The following is a 16,524-nucleotide window of genomic DNA, read 5'->3' on the forward strand; positions in this document are numbered from 1 at the left end:
GGTGGTCGGCGCTGCCCGCGTCAGGGCCCGGAAACGGACCTCATCCCCATCGCCGCGTCACTAGATCCGGTGATAGGGGCTGCCCGCCAGGATCGACGCGGCGCGATACAGTTGCTCGGCCAGCATCACGCGGACCAGCATATGGGGCCAGACCATTTTGCCAAAGGACAGCGACGCCTGCGCGCGGCTGCGCAGTTCCGGATCGATCCCGTCTGCCCCGCCGATCACAAATGCCAGATCACTGGTGCCACTGTCGCGCCATCCGCCGAGCCTGTCCGCGAATTCGGGCGACGACATCACGGTGCCGCGCTCATCCAGTGTACAGAGAAGGCTGCCCGCAGGCACGGCCTTGTGCAACAAGGCCGCTTCGGCCGCCATGCCCCCGCCCTTGCGGTCTTCGACTTCATGCACGGTCACTGGTCCGAGACCCAGCGCCCTGCCACCGCGGTCGAACCGCTGCAGGTAGTCGTCGATCAATTCGCGTTCGGGACCGGTCCGCAACCGGCCCACTACGCAGAGGTGCACCCGCATCTACTGGGTGGTGGCTTTGACCACAGCGCCCGCAGGCAACCACATCTTTTCCAGCTGATAGAATTCGCGGACCTCGGGACGGAAGACGTGCACGATCACGTCGCCGGTGTCGATCAGCACCCAGTCGCCGGTTTCCTTGCCTTCGACCTTAGACAGGACGCCAAACTGTTCCTTCAGGTCGTCAACGACCTTTTCCGACAGCGACGCCACCTGACGGGACGAGCGCCCCGAACAGATCACCATATAGTCGCCAATGGCGGTCTTGCCGCGCAGGTCAATCTGCACGACTTCTTCGGCCTTGTTGTCATCGAGGCTGGCGAGGATCGACGCGAGAATTTTTTCGCTGGTCACATCCAGATGGGTTACGCCCGACATGGGCACCCCCGGGTGAGCGGCACGGGCCGCATCGGTATTAAATGACAGGACATTGTCCTCCTGGTTTCTATGCGCCGACCACGTCCCCGGCGCTGGGGTGTTTTAAATATAACACTGCAGATGTAAAATCTCAATGTCAGGTGACATCGCAGCGGCACAAGAGGCTGCCATTAGGCTGATTCTGCAGCAATCACCAGCCCCGGTTTTCGTACCCTTTCGTACAACCGGGACCAGATCGCTTCTGTGGTCTGTCGTCCGGGGGCATCAGACCTGCCCGGATCACGCGCCGTAGGGCACCCAGACCGTCTTGACCTCGGTTGCCGCGTCGAGAAAGGCCCGCCCCTCGCCGTCGGCCCCTGACCAGTCGCGCGCCATGCCGTGATTGACCCAGGTCCGTTTCAGCGTGCCCGCCGCGCCCCGTTCGATCTCCGCCGACACATCCGAGGACGAAAAGCTCCAGACAGCCTCGATATCCATGTGGGTCGCCAGCGTCGGCGCCAGCTCGGCATGGCTGCCGGTCAGCAGGTTGACGACCCCCGCCGGAACGTCCGAAGTCTCGATCACCTGATACAGATCCGCCGCAATCAACGGAAACGCCTCGGAGGCCACCAGCACGACCCGGTTGCCCATCGCAAGCGCCGGCCCCAGCAGCGACACCAGTCCCAGCAGCGGAGCGCTGTCCGGACACAGGGCGCCGATCACCCCGCAGGGTTCGCGCAGCGCCATCGCCACGCCGCGCAGCGGCACCTGGGTCACCCGGCCTTCGAATTTATCGGCCCAGGCTGCGTAGGTGAACAGACGGTTGACCGCCGCGCCGACCTCTTTCGCGCCGTCGCGCGCCCCGGTCATCCGGTCTATGGATCTGGCGAATTCTTCCGACCGGGCCGACAGGTTCTCGCCGAGGTAATACAGGATCTGCGCCCGAAGATGTGCCGTCGAACCACCCCAGGCCACTGCGCCCCGCGCCGCCTCGACCGCGTTGCGCAGATCCTTGCGATTGGCCAGCGGCGCCTGCCCGATCAGCCTGCCCGCCTTGTCATAGACATTGCGCGCATAGCCGCCGTCGGGTCGCGCCTGCTTGCCACCGATATATAGTTTTGCGGTCCGGTCCACGGGCTGCGGTTCCGCTTCGGCCCCCGCGAAGGGCGTCAGCGGCTTTACCGGTTGCGCTGTTTTGCCTGCGCGGGTGTAGGCCAGCAATCCGTCCCAGCCGCCTTCGCGTCCGAAACCGGATTCGCGCACCCCGCCAAAGGGGGCCGACGCGTCGAACATGTTTGTGCCGTTGATCCAGACAACCCCCGCCATCAGCCTTGGCGCCACGTCCAGGGCGACATTGATGTTCTCGCTCCAGAGCGTCGCCGCCAGCCCGTAGCGGGTGTTGTTGGCGATCTCCACGGCCTCCGACGGCGTGCGGAAGGTTGTCGCCACCAGCACCGGTCCAAAGATCTCCTCCTGCATCAATGCCGAGGCGGGGCTGAGCCCGGTGATCAGTGTCGGCGGGTAGAAACAGCCCTCGGGACAGGGTGTCGCCGCCTGATAGGTCTCGCCCTCGGTATTGCCGCCGACCAGCCCGCGAATCCGCTCGAGCTGTACCGGATCGACGATCGCACCCACGTCGATGCACTTGTCCAGCGGATCACCGATCCGCAGACCGTCCATCCGGACCCGCAATTTGGCGTAAAACCGCTCGGCAATGCCTTCCTGCACCAGAAGACGCGAGCCGGCACAGCAGACCTGTCCCTGATTGAACCAGATCGCATCCACCAGACCCTCGATGGCCGAATCCAGGTCAGCATCCTCAAAGACGATGTACGGGCTCTTCCCGCCCAGCTCCAGCGTCAGCGCCTTGCCGGTTCCCGCCGTCGCCGTACGGATGCGCCGGCCCACCTCGGTCGACCCGGTAAAGGCGATCTTGTCGACCGGTGCGCCCACGATCATCTCGCCGACGGCACCATCGCCGGTCACGATGTTCACGACCCCCTTGGGCAGCCCCGCCTGGCGGCAGATATCCGCAAACAGCAATGCGGTGAGCGAGGTGTATTCCGCAGGTTTCAGCACCACGGTATTGCCCATCGCCAGAGCCGGCGCGACCTTCCAGGCCAGCATCAGCAGCGGGAAGTTCCACGGAATGATCTGCCCGCAGACGCCCAGCGCTTCGCGCCCCGGCAATTCGGTCTCCATCAGCTGTGCCATCCCGGCGTGGTAATAGAAATGCCGCTGCGCCAGAGGGATATCTATATCCCGGCTCTCGCGGATCGGCTTGCCGTTGTCCAGCGTCTCGAGCACCGCAAACAACCGGGAATGCTTTTGCAGCAACCGCGCCAGCGCATAGAGGAACCGCGCCCGCCCCGGGCCGCCCAGCTTGGCCCATTGGCCCTGCGCCCGCCGCGCCGCCGCAACCGCGGCATCGACATCGCCCTGCGTGGCCTGGGAAACAAGCGCCAGCACCTCGCCGGTTGCCGGATTGCGGCTTTCGAATTCGTCGCCGGGTGCGGTCATCTCACCATCGATGAAATGCCCGAACCGGCTGCCCTGATCCACCAGCCAGGCCAGTGCGTCCGCCGCACTTTCGGGCGCGGGTCCATATGCCATGCTTTCGAATATCTCGCTCACGCCCATGTCTTCTTCTCTTTCCAAATTCGCATGTTCCGACACCTCGGCAGGGACAGTCAGCTCATGGCGTGGCGCCAGCCTGCGGAATAGGCGCCGGTCACATGATGTTCGAGCTGCCGTTCGATATCGCCCAGCAGGGACGACGCGCCAAAGCGGAACAGGTCAGGCCGCAGCCACCGGTCTCCCAGTTCGTCCTTGATCAGCGCCAGGTAGGTGACCGCATCCTTGGCCTTGGAAATCCCGCCGGCGGGCTTGTAACCCACCCGAATCCCGGTCGCCTCGTGGTAGTCGCGGATCGCCCGCAGCATCACCAGCGTCACCGGCAATGTGGCATTGACCGGCTCCTTGCCGGTCGAGGTCTTGATGAAATCCGCCCCCGCCATCATGCAGACCAGCGAGGCGCGTGCCACGTTCTGCAGCGTGCCCAACTCTCCGGTCGCGAGGATCGCCTTGACATGCGCCGCGCCGCAGGCGGCGCGAAAGGCGCACATCTCGTCATAGAGCGCCTGCCAGTTTCCGCTCAGCACATGGCGTCGCGAAATCACGATGTCGATCTCGGCCGCGCCTGCGGCCACGCTTTCGCCGATCTCGGCCACGCGCAGGTGGAACGGCGACAGCCCGGCCGGAAACCCGGTGCTGACCGCTGCCACCGGGATTCCCGAACCGGCCAGCGCCGCCACCGCAGGCGCAATCATGTCGTGATAGACACAGACGGCCCCGACGGTCAGCCCCGGCAGGCCCAGCGCCTCGAGGATATCCGCCCGCACCGGTTGGCGCGCCTTGGCACACAGACGCTGTACCCGGCCCACAGTGTCATCCCCGGCCAGAGTGGTGAGGTCGATGCAGGAAATCGCCCGCGCCAGCCAGGCCGCCTGATAGTCTTTCTTGACCGAGCGCCGTCCAGGCAGCGATGCCGCCCGACGCTCGATGGCCGAGCGGTTGGCCGTGGCCCGCATCACCCAGTCCAGATCCAGCGCCATCCCCGGATTCCGGTTCTCGACGGTCTGCGGCAGCAACCCGGTCTCTCCTGCGGCAGCCTCCTGCCCGGTTGCCGCCGCTGTCGGCGCGTGTTCCGGCATGTCATCCTCCGCTCTGGCGCGATTTTCCGCAACTGTGGCGGCCTGCGCCCGCAATTTCAAGCGCAACGCCACGCCACCCTGTGCCCGATCTGGCGTCATTCCGGCCAATCTCTGCCGTCTTGTTGCGAATTATTCGCAATTCCCTTGACCAATTGCGAATGACTCGCATATTCAACGCAAGCAAAAGGAAACCGAACACCATGAACACCGACCGTCGCTCGCTTCTACTTGGCCTCGCCGCAACATCCCTGATGCCCGCCGCCGCGGTGGCTCAGGACAGGCTTGCCATCACGGCCACCACCGGCATGATCGCGGACGCCGCCCGCCGTATCGGCGGTGACCTGGTGGATGTGACGGCGCTCATGGGGGCCGGCATCGATCCGCACAGCTACCGGCAGACCCGCACCGATATTGTCGCCCTGACCCGCGCCGACCTCGTGCTGTGGAACGGCCTGTACCTCGAGGCGCAGATGGAGGATTTCCTGCTGCGCCTTGGCAAGGGGTCGCAGGTGGTCGCCATCGGCGAATCGGTGCCAAAGGACAAATTGTTGCACCACGCCGAATACGAAGGCCGCCCGGATCCGCATATCTGGATGGTGCCCGATATCTGGCGGCACGCGGTGACAGCGGCACAGGCGGCGATGACCGCCGCCCGCCCCGACCTTTCGGCCGCCTTTGAGGCCAATGCCACCGCCTACCTGGCCGAGATCGACGCCTTGTCGACCTATGCGTCCAAAGCACTGGAGAAAGTCCCCGAAGACACCCGCGTACTGGTCACCGCCCACGACGCCTTTAGTTATTTCGGCCGCCAGTTCGGCTTTGAAGTGCTTGGCATCCAGGGCATCTCGACCGAATCCGAGGCCGGCCTGCAGCGTATCGGTGCCCTCGTGGACACCCTCGTCAGCCGCCGGATCGAAGCGGTCTTTGTCGAAACATCGGTTTCTGACCGCAACATCCGGGCCCTGATCGAAGGCGCCGCCGCGCAGGGCCATACCGTGCGCATCGGCGGAGAGCTTTATTCCGACGCGATGGGTGAACCGGGCACCTATGAGGGCACCTATATCGGCATGATCGACCACAACGTGACCGTCATCGCCCGTGCCCTGGGGGCCGAAATCCCTGTCGCCGGCATGTCCGGCAAGCTGACCGGAGGGGCCTGAGCCATGACCGCTCCCGCCCCCGCCGCCAGCCTGCCCCGGACCGATCCGGCACAAAGCCCCCTGGCCATCCGCGGCCTGACCGTGTCTTACGGTCAGCAGCCGGTGGTGTTCTCGGTCGACATGACCGTGCAGGACGGCGCCATGACCGCGATCATCGGCCCCAACGGCGCCGGCAAATCCACCCTGCTCAAGGCGGCGCTGAATATCGTCAAGCCGCTGGCCGGCCGAGTCAGCGTCTATGGCCGTCCGCTGGCCGAACAGGCGCACCGGATCGCCTATGTCCCTCAGCGCGCCAGCGTTGACTGGGATTTCCCGACCGAGGCACTCGACGTCGTGCTGATGGGCCTCTACCGCGACCTCGGTCTGCTGCGCCGGGTCCGGGCGCATCACATCAAGCACGCCAAGGACTGCCTCGCCCGTGTGGGCATGGAGGACTTTGCCGACCGCCAGATCGGGCAGCTTTCGGGCGGGCAGCAGCAGCGGGTCTTTCTGGCGCGGGCCCTGGCGCAGAAAGCCGACCTCTACCTGCTCGACGAGCCCTTTGCCGGGGTGGATGCCGCCACCGAACGCGCCATCATCGATGTGCTCAAAAGCCTCAAGGACGAGGGCAAGACCGTGGTCGCCGTGCACCATGATCTGTCGACCGTGCGCGCCTATTTCGACACTGTCTTCCTGATCAACCGCCGCAAGATGGGCGAGGGTCCGATCGCGACCGCCTTTACCCCGGAGACCGTGCAGGCCACCTATGGCGGTCGCCTTGCGGACGGTCAGATCACCCAGCTGACGCAGGACGCCTGAATGCTCGCCCAGGCCCTGCTCCTGCAACTTGGCTACAACGCCACTCTGGTGGCCCTGGGATCTGCCGCCCTCGGGCTTGCCGCCGGGGCGACCGGCACCTTCCTGTTCCTGCGCAAACGCGCGCTGGTCGCCGATGCGGTCAGTCATGCCACCCTGCCCGGCCTCGCGCTGGCCTTCATGCTGATGGTGGCCCTGGGCGGCGACGGGCGCAGCCTGGCCGGCCTCATGGCGGGATCCGCGCTCTCGGCCTGGCTCGGCCTGCTCAGTGTGTCCTGGCTCACCCGCCACACCCGGCTTGCCGAAGACGCCGCCATCGGCGCGGTCCTGTCGGTGTTCTTCGGTTTCGGAATCGTGCTGCTGACAGTGGTGCAGACCCTGTCCGCGGGCCGCCAGGCGGGGTTGGAGAGCTTTTTGCTCGGCTCCACCGCAGGCATGCTGTTCAGCGACGCGCTGCTGATCGCAAGCGGCGGCCTTGCCGTGCTGGCCTGCGCCCTCGCGCTGCGCCGCCCGCTGCTGCTGGTGGCCTTCGACTCGGGCTATGCCGAAACCCAGGGCATCAACGTGCATCGCATGGACCTTGCGATCATGACGCTGGTGATGGCGATCACCGTTGTCGGGCTCAAGGTGGTGGGTCTGATCCTGATCGTCGCGCTGCTGATCATTCCCGCCGCCACCGCGCGGTTCTGGTCCAACCGGGCCGACCGGGTGGTGCTGCTGGCGGGCCTGTTCGGCGGCCTGTCGGGCTATATCGGCGCGGCGATCTCGGCCACCGCCCCGGGCCTGCCCACCGGGCCGATCATCGTGCTGGTGAGTTTCGCCTTCTTCGTGGCCTCGCTGCTGCTGGCGCCCGGGCGCGGCTTGCTCTCGGCCGCGCTGCGCCACAGGGCCTACCAGCGTCAGGTGCACCTGCGTCAGGGCCTGCTGGCGCTGGCCCAGAGCCATCCGGTCTACGAGGCGCGCACCCGCCGCATTCTGCGCCGCGCCGGATTGATGCGCGCAGACGGTGTGCCCACGTCGTCCGGCCACAGCCATGCCGCCGCCGCCCTGCGCGACGAAAACCGCTGGCAGGCCCTGCGTTCCAGTGCGCATCTGTCGGAACTTTCGGCCCGGGACGACGGGCTGACCCTGATCCTGGATGTGCTGACACCAGACCAGATCGCCGAGTTGGACAACCGCATCAGCGCCCAGCCAAAGGTGGTGTCGTGATGGGCGCTGAATTTGTCATCCTCTCGCTGGCGCCACTGCTGATCGGCACCTTCGCCGCCGTTGCCTGTGCCCTGCCCGGCAATTTCCTGCTGCTGCGGCGCCAGTCGCTGATCGGCGACGCCATCAGTCATGTGGTCCTGCCCGGTATCGTCGTCGCCTTTCTGGTGACCGGCCACAGCACCACCTGGCCGATGATGCTCGGCGCCGCCGGAGCCGCCCTTGTCTCGGTGGTGCTGATCGAAACCATCCGCCGTCTCGGCCGGGTCGATGCCGGCGCGGCGATGGGCGTCATCTTCACCTCGATGTTCGCCGCCGGCGTGCTGCTGCTGGAACAATCCGACACCTCTTCGGTGCACCTCGATGTGGAACACGCGCTTTACGGCAATCTCGAAAGCCTGATCTGGCTCGAAGCCTCGGGCTGGGGGTCGTTGCTCGATCCGGTGGCGCTGCGGGCGCTGCCGCCGGAACTGACGCGCATGGCCCTGACCCTGCTGGTGGTCAGCCTGTTCACCTGGGGCTTCTGGCGGCCGCTGAAGCTCGCCACCTTCGACGAGGGCTTTGCCCGCACCCTGGGCATCCCGGTGCAGCTGATCAGCCTCGGCCTTGTCGTCACCGCCGCCATCGCCGCCGTTGCCGCCTTTGACGCGGTTGGCTCGATTATCGTGATCGCCATGTTCATCTGCCCGCCCGCCACCGCCCGGATGATGACCAACCGTCTGGCGGCGCAGATCTGGTGGAGCGTGGCCTTTGCGGTGCTCTCGGCTGTGCTGGGATATGTGCTGGCCGGATATGGACCGCTGTGGTTCGGTGGCAGCAATGCGGTCTCGGCGGCGGGCATGATCGCCACGGTGTCTGGCCTGATGCTGGCCGTGGTCGCCGCGATCGGACCCCACCGCACCGCCTGAGCGCGGCCGAAGCGCACGCGAAAATCGGGACTCAAATCCGGAACAAAAATAGAACATACTGCGACTCACCATGACCGCAGAACTGTCCATCACTTCGAACTTCACCTTTCTCACCGGGGCCTCTCACCCCGAGGAATACATGCAGCGCGCCGCCCTGCTGGGTCTCAAGGCCATCGCCATCGCCGACGAGAACTCTGTCGCCGGCATTGTGCGTGCCTTTACCGCAGGGCGCGAGATTGCCCGCCAGGTCGCCGAACGGCAGGCCTTTGACGCCGCACAGGGCCTGGTTGGCCCGCCCGCGCCACCGCACCTGCCCGCGCCCGCCTCGGCGCCGGTTTACAACATCCCCCGGCTGATCCCCGCTGCCCGGCTGGTCTTTGCCGAAGGCATCGAAATCACCGCGCTTGCCGCCTCCCGCAGCGGCTGGGCCCGGCTCTGCCGCCTGATCTCGCAGGGGCGGCTGCGGGCACAGAAGGGACACTGCGATCTGCGCCTGCCGGACCTTCTGGACGGAGCCGAGGGGCTCGAGCTGCTGCTGCACGGCCCGCCACAGCCGCGAACCCTGCAGCCCGGCGCGGTTGGATGGCGGACACAGGCGGAACGGCTGACGCGCCGCCTTGGCAAGCAGATGCACCTTGTGCTGAGCCCGCAGTACGACGGGCAGGACCGCGCGCGCTTCGACAGCCTCGCCGCACTCGCCGCGGATCTGGGCCTGCCCACCGTCGCTTCGGCCTGTCCGCGCATGCACCATGGCCGCCGCCGCCGTCTGGCGGATGTGCTATGCGCCATCCGGCTGGGCTGCCGCGTCGAACAGCTGGGCCGGGCCGCCCTCGCCAACAGCGAACTGCGGCTGCGCAGCGAGGCCGAAATGCGCACCCTTCTCGGGATCCACTGCGATGCCGTCAGCCGCGCCGACGCCCTTGCCGAGCGCTGTGACTTCGATCTTGGCGCCCTGCGCTATGAATACCCCAGCGAGGTCGCCAAGGGCGAAACCGCGCAGCAGCGGCTGGCACGTCTCGCCCGGGCCGGGCTGAAATGGCGGTATCCCTACGGTGCCCCCGACAAGGTCCAGGCCATGCTCGCCCACGAGCTCGACCTGATCGCCAGGCTGAAATACGAGCCCTACTTTCTCACCGTGCGTGACATCGTCGCCTTTGCCCGCGACCGCGGCATCCTGTGTCAGGGCCGCGGCTCGGCGGCGAATTCGGTGGTCTGCTACTGCCTTGGCGTGACCTCTGTCAGCCCCGAAATCGGCACCATGGTGTTTGAACGCTTTGTCTCCGAGGCACGGGACGAGCCGCCCGACATCGACGTCGATTTCGAACACGAGCGCCGCGAAGAGGTGATCCAGCACATCTACGAGCGCTATGGCCGCCACCGCGCCGGCCTCTGCGCCACGGTGATCCATTATCGCGGCAAACGCGCCATCCGCGAGGTCGGCGCGGCCATGGGTCTGAGCCGGGACACCGTTGGTGCGCTTTCCTCCCAGCTCTGGGGCTTCTTCTCGAGCCGGGGGCTCGAAGACCAGCGGATGCGCGAAATCGGGCTGGACCCCACCGACCGGCGGCTGCAACTGACGATGCAGCTGATCCACGAGATCATCGGCTTCCCCCGGCATCTGAGCCAGCATGTCGGTGGCTTCATCATCACCGAAGGGCGGCTCGACGAACTGGTGCCGATCGAGAATGCCACGATGGAGGACCGCACCGTCATCTGCTGGGACAAGGACGACATCGACAGCCTCGGCATCCTCAAGGTCGATGTGCTGTCGCTTGGCATGCTCACCTGCATCCGCAAGGCCTTTGCCCTGATGAGCCGGCACTATGGCAAGACCTACACCCTTGCCACTCTGCCGCCGGAGGACCCCGAGGTCTATGACATGCTGTGCCGCGCCGATTCCGTGGGGGTGTTCCAGGTCGAATCCCGGGCCCAGATGAACTTTCTTCCCCGCATGCGGCCGCGCAACTTCTACGATCTGGTGATCGAGGTGGCGATCATCCGCCCCGGCCCGATCCAGGGCGACATGGTGCATCCCTACATCCGGCGGCGCAACGGAGAAGAGGCCGTCTCGTTCCCCTCGGACGCGCTGGGGCAGGTGCTGGGCAAGACGCTGGGCGTGCCGCTGTTTCAGGAACAGGCGATGCAGATCGCCATCATCGGCGCCAACTTTACCCCGACCGAGGCGGACCGCTTGCGCCGCTCTCTGGCCACCTTCAAGAAACACGGCAGCGTCAGCGAATTCCGCGACCGGTTCCTGCGCGGGATGCGCGCCAACGGCTACGAGGCCGATTTTGCCGAGCGCTGCTTTTCCCAGATCGAGGGCTTTGGCTCCTATGGCTTTCCGGAAAGCCACGCGGCGAGCTTTGCGCTGCTGGTCTATGCCTCGGCCTGGCTCAAGTGCCACCATCCCGAACTGTTCGCCTGCGCCCTGCTGAACGCGCAGCCGATGGGGTTCTATGCCCCGGCGCAGATCGTGCGGGACGCCCGCGAACACGGCGTCGAGGTGCGCCCCGTCAGCGTCAACGACAGCTATTGGGACAATGCGATGGAACCCGACGGGCGCGGCGGGCTGGCGCTGCGGCTGGGTTTCCGCCAGATCAAGGGACTGCGCGAGGAGGATGCCGCCTGGCTGACGGCGGCGCGCGGCAACGGGTATCTCACCGTGCGTGACGTCTGGCGCCGGGCGGGCCTGACCCCGCCGGTGCTGGCCCGGCTGGCCGAGGCGGATGTGTTCGCCGACATCGGCCTCACCCGCCGCGAGGCATTGTGGGAGGCCAGGGCGCTTGTCGGCGATGCCCCGCTGCCGCTTTTTGCCGGGGATATGGGCGGCGAGATGATGAACGAGCCTGCCGCGCTGTTGCCCGAAATGACCGAGGGCGAACAGGTGGTCGAGGATTACGTCGCCATGCGCCTGACCCTGCGCCGCCATCCGCTGGCCCTGCTGCGGCACCTGCTGACCCCAGAGGACGGCGCAGCGCCCTGGACCCCGGAGTGAACCCGCAGGCGGGCGTCAGGCCCGACGCCCCCGTCCGGCGCCGCGATCAGACCACCGCCAGGATCCGAGCCGGGCCACCGCTGCCGCCTGCATGTTTGGACGCACCGATGAACACCGTCGCGCCCGCCGTCGGCACCCTGTCCAGGTTGGCGATGCATTCGATGCCGAACCGGCCCTGCGGCAACCAGGCATAATGGGTGGCAAAATCCGGCGAAATTCCCGGGTCCAGCGACAGCGTGTCCGAAGCGATCGACGCGGCACCGGTTTCGAGCAGCATCTGCGCCGCTTCGACGTGGAAGCCGGGAAAATGCATCGCGGTGCCGTCGAAATTGCGGAATCCTTCGGTTTTCACCTTGGCGCCCCAGCCGGAATACAGCGCCACGCAGGCCTGATCGGGGATCGGACCGTTCGCGTCGATCCAGGCCTGCAGATCGTCCGGCGTCAAGGTGGTGTCGGCGTCCTCGGACGCGCGGGCCGAAATGTCGATGACACAGAGCGGCGCCATCAGCGACATCACCGGAATCTCGTCCACCGAGATGCCGTCGGCCGAAAAATGCAGTGGCGCATCGACGTGGGTGCCGGTGTGCTCGTTCACTGTCAGGTTGAACAGGTTGAAACCGTCCTTTTCAAACTTGTAGAGTTGTTCCGCCGCAAAGCCGGGGGTGCCGAAGAAGGTTGGAAATTCCGCCGACAGCGTATGGGTCAGATCGGTCAGCCCTGAGTGGGCCGCCGCCCGGGCCGCCGTCGGCGCGCCGACCGCACCCAGCGCCGCCGCCGCACCGGCCAGTCCGGCATTCTGGAAGAAACTGCGCCGCGACAGCATACGCTCTTTCACGGCAGACATCACACAGGCGTCACACATCGGATTTCCTCCCGAGGTTGGTTGAACCTGCAACCAGCTTAAACCAGAAACCGGGGATTCGATAAAAAAACCCCGCCCGGCGCAATGGCGGGCGGGGGAACAGCAGTCACCATACCGCGTGACGTCAGACCAGTTCGGGCGTGACGCTCAGGCCTTTGGTGACGGCATTGGAATAGGGGCAGACACCGTGGCCTCCCGCGATAATGTCTTTGGCGGTTTCCGGATCGACACCGGGCAGCTCGACCTTGATCTTCACATCCAGGCCAAAGCCCAGATCTTCGCGCGGGCCGATTCCAACTTCGACATGCACTTTGGCATCGTCCGGAACCGTCAGCTTTTTCTGTGCCGCATAGAACCGCATCGCTCCAAGGAAGCAGCCGGCATAGCCGGTCGCAAACAGCTTTTCCGGGTTCGGGCCATCGCCACCGGGGCCGCCCATTTCCTTGGGCACCGTCAGATCCACCGAAAATGTGCCGTCGTCCGTCTGCGAATGTCCGTCGCGGCCGCCGCCTGTCGCCGTGGCAGCGGTACTGTAGATGATTTTGGTCGGCATGATGCCTCCTCAATTAGATCGTGTACGTTTATATCGCACACGACAGAGATGACACGTCGACGACAAAGGTCAAGGATTGCGGATGCATCGCACAGGATATATTTCTGAACCATGAGCACCCCCCCCACCAGCACCGGCAGGAGAGCGCCCCAAAGGCTGGAGCATATGATGTGCTTTGACCTTTATGCCGCGAACAACGCGTTTGGTCGGGTCTACACGCCCCTGCTTGAGCCGCTCGGCCTGACCTATCCACAATATCTGGTGATGGTGACTCTCTGGGCTGAAACGCCGCTGACGGTTGGCCAGATCGGGCAAAGGCTGGGGCTTGATTCCAACACGCTGACGCCTGTGCTCAAGCGTCTGGAAGGCCGGGGGCTTTTGCAGCGCCTCCGTGACAGCACGGACGAACGGCGGGTCTCGGTCGGGTTGACCGCTGCGGGGCGCGCACAACAGGAGCAGGCCGCGCATGTGCCCGACTGCGCCGCTGCCGCCACCGGACTGAGCCTCAGTGAATTGCACAACCTGCAGGTACAGCTGCGCAAGTTGCGGCTGGGGCTGACACAGACATAGCCCCGTGCAGTCGGCCGGTGGCGTCGCCCGACCCATAAAATACATTGCGATGCGATTTTGTTTCAGGGCAGGATCGCAATAAGAATTTTTAGACCGCGCCAGATGTAAATCGACATAACATTACCCATGTCAGTCCGGCGCGGCCCGACGCGCCCGCTGCGACTGCCCCAGGAGGAGACCCCAGCCATGTCAGATTTTGAAGCCCAGGTCCGCGAGAGTCAGGCCCAGGTCGCCGAGGCCCAGGCCAAGATTTCCGAGCTGACCAGCCGGATCGAAACGACACGTGCGAAAATGAAGACCGGCGACGATGTCACGATAGATATTGAAAATGCCACGCTGGACGATGTGCACAGCCACACCAACGTGATGAACGCCAATATCGCCGAGCTGATCATGGGACTGGACGATGTGACCTCGGCCTTTTCCCGCGATTTTGACGAGATGCGCAACAAGACCGGCTGGGAAAGTTTTGTCGGCATCTTTTCCAAGGGCAAGTCGGATTCCATGCGGCAGGACCGCATCCGCATGGCCAGCATCGACGACAAGCTTCAGGACCTGATCGGCAAGTCGGATGTGATCGTCAGATTGCTCGAAGGTCAGTTGCAGCTGCTGAACCAGCAGAAAGACCGGGTGGAAAGCAATCTGAGTGAAACCCTCGACGAGCGCGAAAGCACTGTCGGCGCGCTTGAATCGGTGAAGGCGCAGATATTGGCGCTGGATCCGAGGATCATCGACCTCGAGAGCCGCATTTCCATGGAGCAGGACGCCGCCGCGCGCACCAAGCTGGAAACCGAACTGGCCGATCTGAACCGCACCTACAACGCGATGGTGCAGGACGAACAGGTGAAACTGGCAAAATCCCAGACGCTTGAACGCTATATCGAAAAGGGCAAGACCTGGATCGATTCCCTGCAGAACCAGGCGGCCACACAGATGGTGCTGATCAACAAGCTGCAGACCGACACCAAGCAGCGCGTGGTGCTGTATGATGCCCTGTCCAAGTCGCTGAAGACGGCACAGCAGCAGGACGTGGCGCACCGGATCAACGAAATCGGTGTGCAGACCGATCAGGAGGCGCAAAGCGCCATGGCCGCGATCGGCACCGCCACCAACCAGCGCATGGCCGACATGATGGAAAAGCACGAGGATCACATGGTCTTTGCCCGCGAAGTGCTCGAAGCCAAGGCCAAGGCCGACGAACGCTTTGCCCGCAGGTTTGCGGCGATTGTCGAGAAACACGACAAGAACCTCTATGGGGGCTGAACCGGTGACATACCGGGGCGCGCCGGAGCCGGGGCTTTTGGGTGACGCCGCTGGCGCTTGTGCTCTGCCCCCTGCCGACCGTTCTGGAGGTCTCGGGCGACTGGCTGAAACGGGCGTTTCTTCTGCCCGCCGTCGGCAGTCTCGCGATCCTGTTCCGCCCCGGAATCACGCCGGACGTCGGTGGGGACGCCGGATATGACAGCGAAGAAGGAGTCGGGAGCGGTGACGATGAGTGACCCGCAGCACGCCTGCACCCGGCGGCGCCCCCAATGAGCCAATGGACAGTTGCCCTGGTGATTCTCGGATCTGCGGTGTTGATGATGGCTTTGGTGGTCTGGATCGGATCGCGCCCCCGGCCTCGGCGCAAGGACAGAAACGGAGACGCCGGCTCTCCGGGATCCTGGCTCGACGACGACGGCGGTTGTGGCGGAGGAGACGGTGGTGATTGAGTCCGGAAATGACCATGTGGGCCTGTCCGACACCTTTGCCTCGCGCCGGTACTTTGCCAAGTTCGAGGCGATCACCGGGCATCTGACCCGCGTCGCCGCGGTGTTGCATTCCGAAGGCCGGTTGAGCCGCGAAGAGGTCGAGGTGCTGGCGCGTTACGTGCAGGGCATCGCCTTTGCCTTTCGCGCGCTCAGCTACAAGTATCTGCTGGTCGGACGTGACACCGGGCAGTTTTTCGGCTCACTCACCATGGACGACCACGAGTCGGGTTTTCCGGTTGCCTCGGAACTTCTGGTGATGGCGAACGACGCGCTGCAGGCAGAGCGGCATCTGGAAGGACTGCCCTCGGCAACGGTGCTCAAGGACCAGATGGTGGCACAGATCATCGGCGAGCAGAGCCTGCCGACGCGGCTGCAATACGCTCTCAGCCAGCGGCTCTACTACGAGGAACTGGCGCGCGGCAAACTGTTCTGGCCGCGCAACGATCCGGTGGCGCTCTGGCTGTCGGGCTCCGAGCCTCGGCGGCGCTACCTGCTGCACTGGGCGGTCTACGACTCGGTGATCAACCTGCCGGTGGTCTACCTGATGGAGGTCGAGGATTCCGGCCGCGATGCCCTGCCCCGGGACCAGCGCCGCTGGCCCGAGGTGCAGACCCATCTGATGGGCCAGGCTCTGGGCGGTCTCAAACTGCTGACGATCGCCAGGGGCTTTGACGAAAGCTTTGCCGATCTGCACCCCAAGCGCCTGCGTAGGCTGCACCTGGGACCAATGTATTCCCATGCCTATACCCGCCAGTCCGGCCCGATCCGCGATGTGCTGGCCGAAGCCCATGCCCCCGCCGGACAGGACTGGGCGCTGGCCTGGACGCTGGAAGAGCTGGAAAGCGAGCGGGTGCGCGAGGAACGCACCGGCTGGTTCGGCAAGGTCCAGCGCGAGATCTTTGCGCTGGACCCGTTTTCCGGACGCGGGGTCGAAACCGGTGCCACCCGCAGCGAACGGATGATCGTGCTGCCCGAACGCCCGTATCAGGTTCTGGCCGAAAAAGCGCCGCCGGGATTCGCCTCGGTGCGCAAGTTCGTGGTCAGCCCGGGAGGCCGGGTGCTCAGCTACTGACGGCCGGGCGGGTGGAGAGGCCGGTCACGTGAGTATTTGGAAAGAGAAGAAACA

Annotated in this window: 15 protein-coding genes; 9 read left to right on the forward strand and 6 right to left on the reverse strand. The window is 65.2% G+C overall.

Annotated features, from left to right (window positions below; genetic code table 11):
- Positions 1-60 precede the first annotated feature (60 nt).
- From rlmH to deoC, 4 genes are all read right to left on the reverse strand, one after another.
- Positions 61-531 (reverse strand): 23S rRNA (pseudouridine(1915)-N(3))-methyltransferase RlmH, encoded by a 471-nt coding sequence (rlmH, locus tag FOY53_RS13130; RefSeq protein ID WP_146589541.1) that lies wholly within the window; start codon positions 529-531, stop codon positions 61-63.
- Entirely contained in the window at positions 532-906 is a 375-nt protein-coding gene (gene rsfS, locus FOY53_RS13135) for a ribosome silencing factor (protein ID WP_146589544.1), read from the reverse strand.
- 279 nt (positions 907-1,185) lie between these two features.
- A complete protein-coding gene (locus FOY53_RS13140) occupies positions 1,186-3,525 on the reverse strand; it encodes an aldehyde dehydrogenase family protein (protein ID WP_146589546.1) in 2,340 nt (779 codons plus the stop codon).
- Positions 3,526-3,575: 50 nt separating this feature from the next.
- The gene (gene deoC, locus FOY53_RS13145) at positions 3,576-4,598 is read right to left on the reverse strand and encodes a deoxyribose-phosphate aldolase (RefSeq protein WP_146589633.1); all 1,023 of its coding nucleotides are present in this window, start codon (positions 4,596-4,598) and stop codon (positions 3,576-3,578) included.
- Between the two features lie 200 nt (positions 4,599-4,798).
- Here deoC and FOY53_RS13150 point away from each other — a divergent pair, with 200 nt between their 5' ends.
- The 5 genes from FOY53_RS13150 (at position 4,799) to FOY53_RS13170 (ending at position 11,662) form a co-directional block, all read left to right on the forward strand.
- On the forward strand, positions 4,799-5,758 hold the full coding sequence (locus FOY53_RS13150) for a metal ABC transporter solute-binding protein, Zn/Mn family (protein ID WP_146589548.1): 960 nt from the start codon (positions 4,799-4,801) through the stop codon (positions 5,756-5,758).
- Between the two features lie 3 nt (positions 5,759-5,761).
- Positions 5,762-6,556 (forward strand): metal ABC transporter ATP-binding protein, encoded by a 795-nt coding sequence (locus tag FOY53_RS13155; protein WP_146589550.1) that lies wholly within the window; start codon positions 5,762-5,764, stop codon positions 6,554-6,556.
- Entirely contained in the window at positions 6,557-7,762 is a 1,206-nt protein-coding gene (locus tag FOY53_RS13160) for a metal ABC transporter permease (RefSeq protein WP_146589552.1), read from the forward strand. It begins immediately after the preceding gene.
- A complete protein-coding gene (locus tag FOY53_RS13165; protein ID WP_146589554.1) occupies positions 7,759-8,667 on the forward strand; it encodes a metal ABC transporter permease in 909 nt (302 codons plus the stop codon). The genes FOY53_RS13160 and FOY53_RS13165 overlap by 4 nt, the downstream gene beginning before the upstream one ends.
- Positions 8,668-8,737: 70 nt before the next feature.
- Positions 8,738-11,662 (forward strand): error-prone DNA polymerase, encoded by a 2,925-nt coding sequence (locus FOY53_RS13170; RefSeq protein WP_146589556.1) that lies wholly within the window; start codon positions 8,738-8,740, stop codon positions 11,660-11,662.
- Positions 11,663-11,708: 46 nt separating this feature from the next.
- On the opposite strand, the gene FOY53_RS13175 is transcribed toward FOY53_RS13170, so the two are convergent.
- Together FOY53_RS13175 and FOY53_RS13180 are read right to left on the reverse strand one after the other, a co-directional pair.
- Complete coding sequence (locus FOY53_RS13175; protein ID WP_146589558.1) at positions 11,709-12,524, reverse strand: cyclase family protein; 816 nt, start codon at positions 12,522-12,524, stop codon at positions 11,709-11,711.
- A 124-nt stretch (positions 12,525-12,648) separates the two neighbouring features.
- Positions 12,649-13,077, reverse strand: a complete 429-nt coding sequence (locus FOY53_RS13180) for an Ohr family peroxiredoxin (protein ID WP_146589560.1) — start codon at positions 13,075-13,077, stop codon at positions 12,649-12,651.
- 111 nt (positions 13,078-13,188) lie between these two features.
- Between FOY53_RS13180 and FOY53_RS13185 the strand changes: the two genes are divergently transcribed.
- The 4 genes from FOY53_RS13185 to FOY53_RS13200 all read left to right on the forward strand — a co-directional run bounded on the left by FOY53_RS13185 (position 13,189) and on the right by FOY53_RS13200 (position 16,470).
- Entirely contained in the window at positions 13,189-13,647 is a 459-nt protein-coding gene (locus FOY53_RS13185) for a MarR family winged helix-turn-helix transcriptional regulator (RefSeq protein WP_146589562.1), read from the forward strand.
- A 186-nt stretch (positions 13,648-13,833) separates the two neighbouring features.
- Positions 13,834-14,910 (forward strand): coiled-coil domain-containing protein, encoded by a 1,077-nt coding sequence (locus FOY53_RS13190; protein WP_146589564.1) that lies wholly within the window; start codon positions 13,834-13,836, stop codon positions 14,908-14,910.
- Positions 14,911-14,951: 41 nt separating this feature from the next.
- Positions 14,952-15,146, forward strand: a complete 195-nt coding sequence (locus FOY53_RS13195; RefSeq protein WP_146589566.1) for a hypothetical protein — start codon at positions 14,952-14,954, stop codon at positions 15,144-15,146.
- 205 nt (positions 15,147-15,351) lie between these two features.
- Complete coding sequence (locus FOY53_RS13200; RefSeq protein ID WP_146589568.1) at positions 15,352-16,470, forward strand: hypothetical protein; 1,119 nt, start codon at positions 15,352-15,354, stop codon at positions 16,468-16,470.
- Positions 16,471-16,524: the final 54 nt, after the last annotated feature.

The organism is Puniceibacterium confluentis (assembly GCF_007923445.1).
Classification (GTDB): domain Bacteria; phylum Pseudomonadota; class Alphaproteobacteria; order Rhodobacterales; family Rhodobacteraceae; genus Puniceibacterium; species Puniceibacterium confluentis.

Excerpts from the sequence above, each read along its gene's own strand:
- rlmH (WP_146589541.1), bottom strand. The coding sequence starts at position 531 with ATGCGGGTGCACCTCTGCGTAGTGGGCCGGTTGCGGACCGGTCCCGAA.
- deoC (WP_146589633.1), bottom strand. The coding sequence starts at position 4,598 with ATGCCGGAACACGCGCCGACAGCGGCGGCAACCGGGCAGGAGGCTGCC.
- FOY53_RS13190 (WP_146589564.1), top strand. The coding sequence starts at position 13,834 with ATGTCAGATTTTGAAGCCCAGGTCCGCGAGAGTCAGGCCCAGGTCGCC.
- FOY53_RS13155 (WP_146589550.1), top strand. The coding sequence starts at position 5,762 with ATGACCGCTCCCGCCCCCGCCGCCAGCCTGCCCCGGACCGATCCGGCA.
- rsfS (WP_146589544.1), bottom strand. The coding sequence starts at position 906 with ATGTCGGGCGTAACCCATCTGGATGTGACCAGCGAAAAAATTCTCGCG.
- FOY53_RS13185 (WP_146589562.1), top strand. The coding sequence starts at position 13,189 with ATGAGCACCCCCCCCACCAGCACCGGCAGGAGAGCGCCCCAAAGGCTG.
- FOY53_RS13140 (WP_146589546.1), bottom strand. The coding sequence starts at position 3,525 with ATGGGCGTGAGCGAGATATTCGAAAGCATGGCATATGGACCCGCGCCC.
- FOY53_RS13160 (WP_146589552.1), top strand. The coding sequence starts at position 6,557 with ATGCTCGCCCAGGCCCTGCTCCTGCAACTTGGCTACAACGCCACTCTG.
- FOY53_RS13170 (WP_146589556.1), top strand. The coding sequence starts at position 8,738 with ATGACCGCAGAACTGTCCATCACTTCGAACTTCACCTTTCTCACCGGG.
- FOY53_RS13175 (WP_146589558.1), bottom strand. The coding sequence starts at position 12,524 with ATGTGTGACGCCTGTGTGATGTCTGCCGTGAAAGAGCGTATGCTGTCG.
- FOY53_RS13150 (WP_146589548.1), top strand. The coding sequence starts at position 4,799 with ATGAACACCGACCGTCGCTCGCTTCTACTTGGCCTCGCCGCAACATCC.
- FOY53_RS13180 (WP_146589560.1), bottom strand. The coding sequence starts at position 13,077 with ATGCCGACCAAAATCATCTACAGTACCGCTGCCACGGCGACAGGCGGC.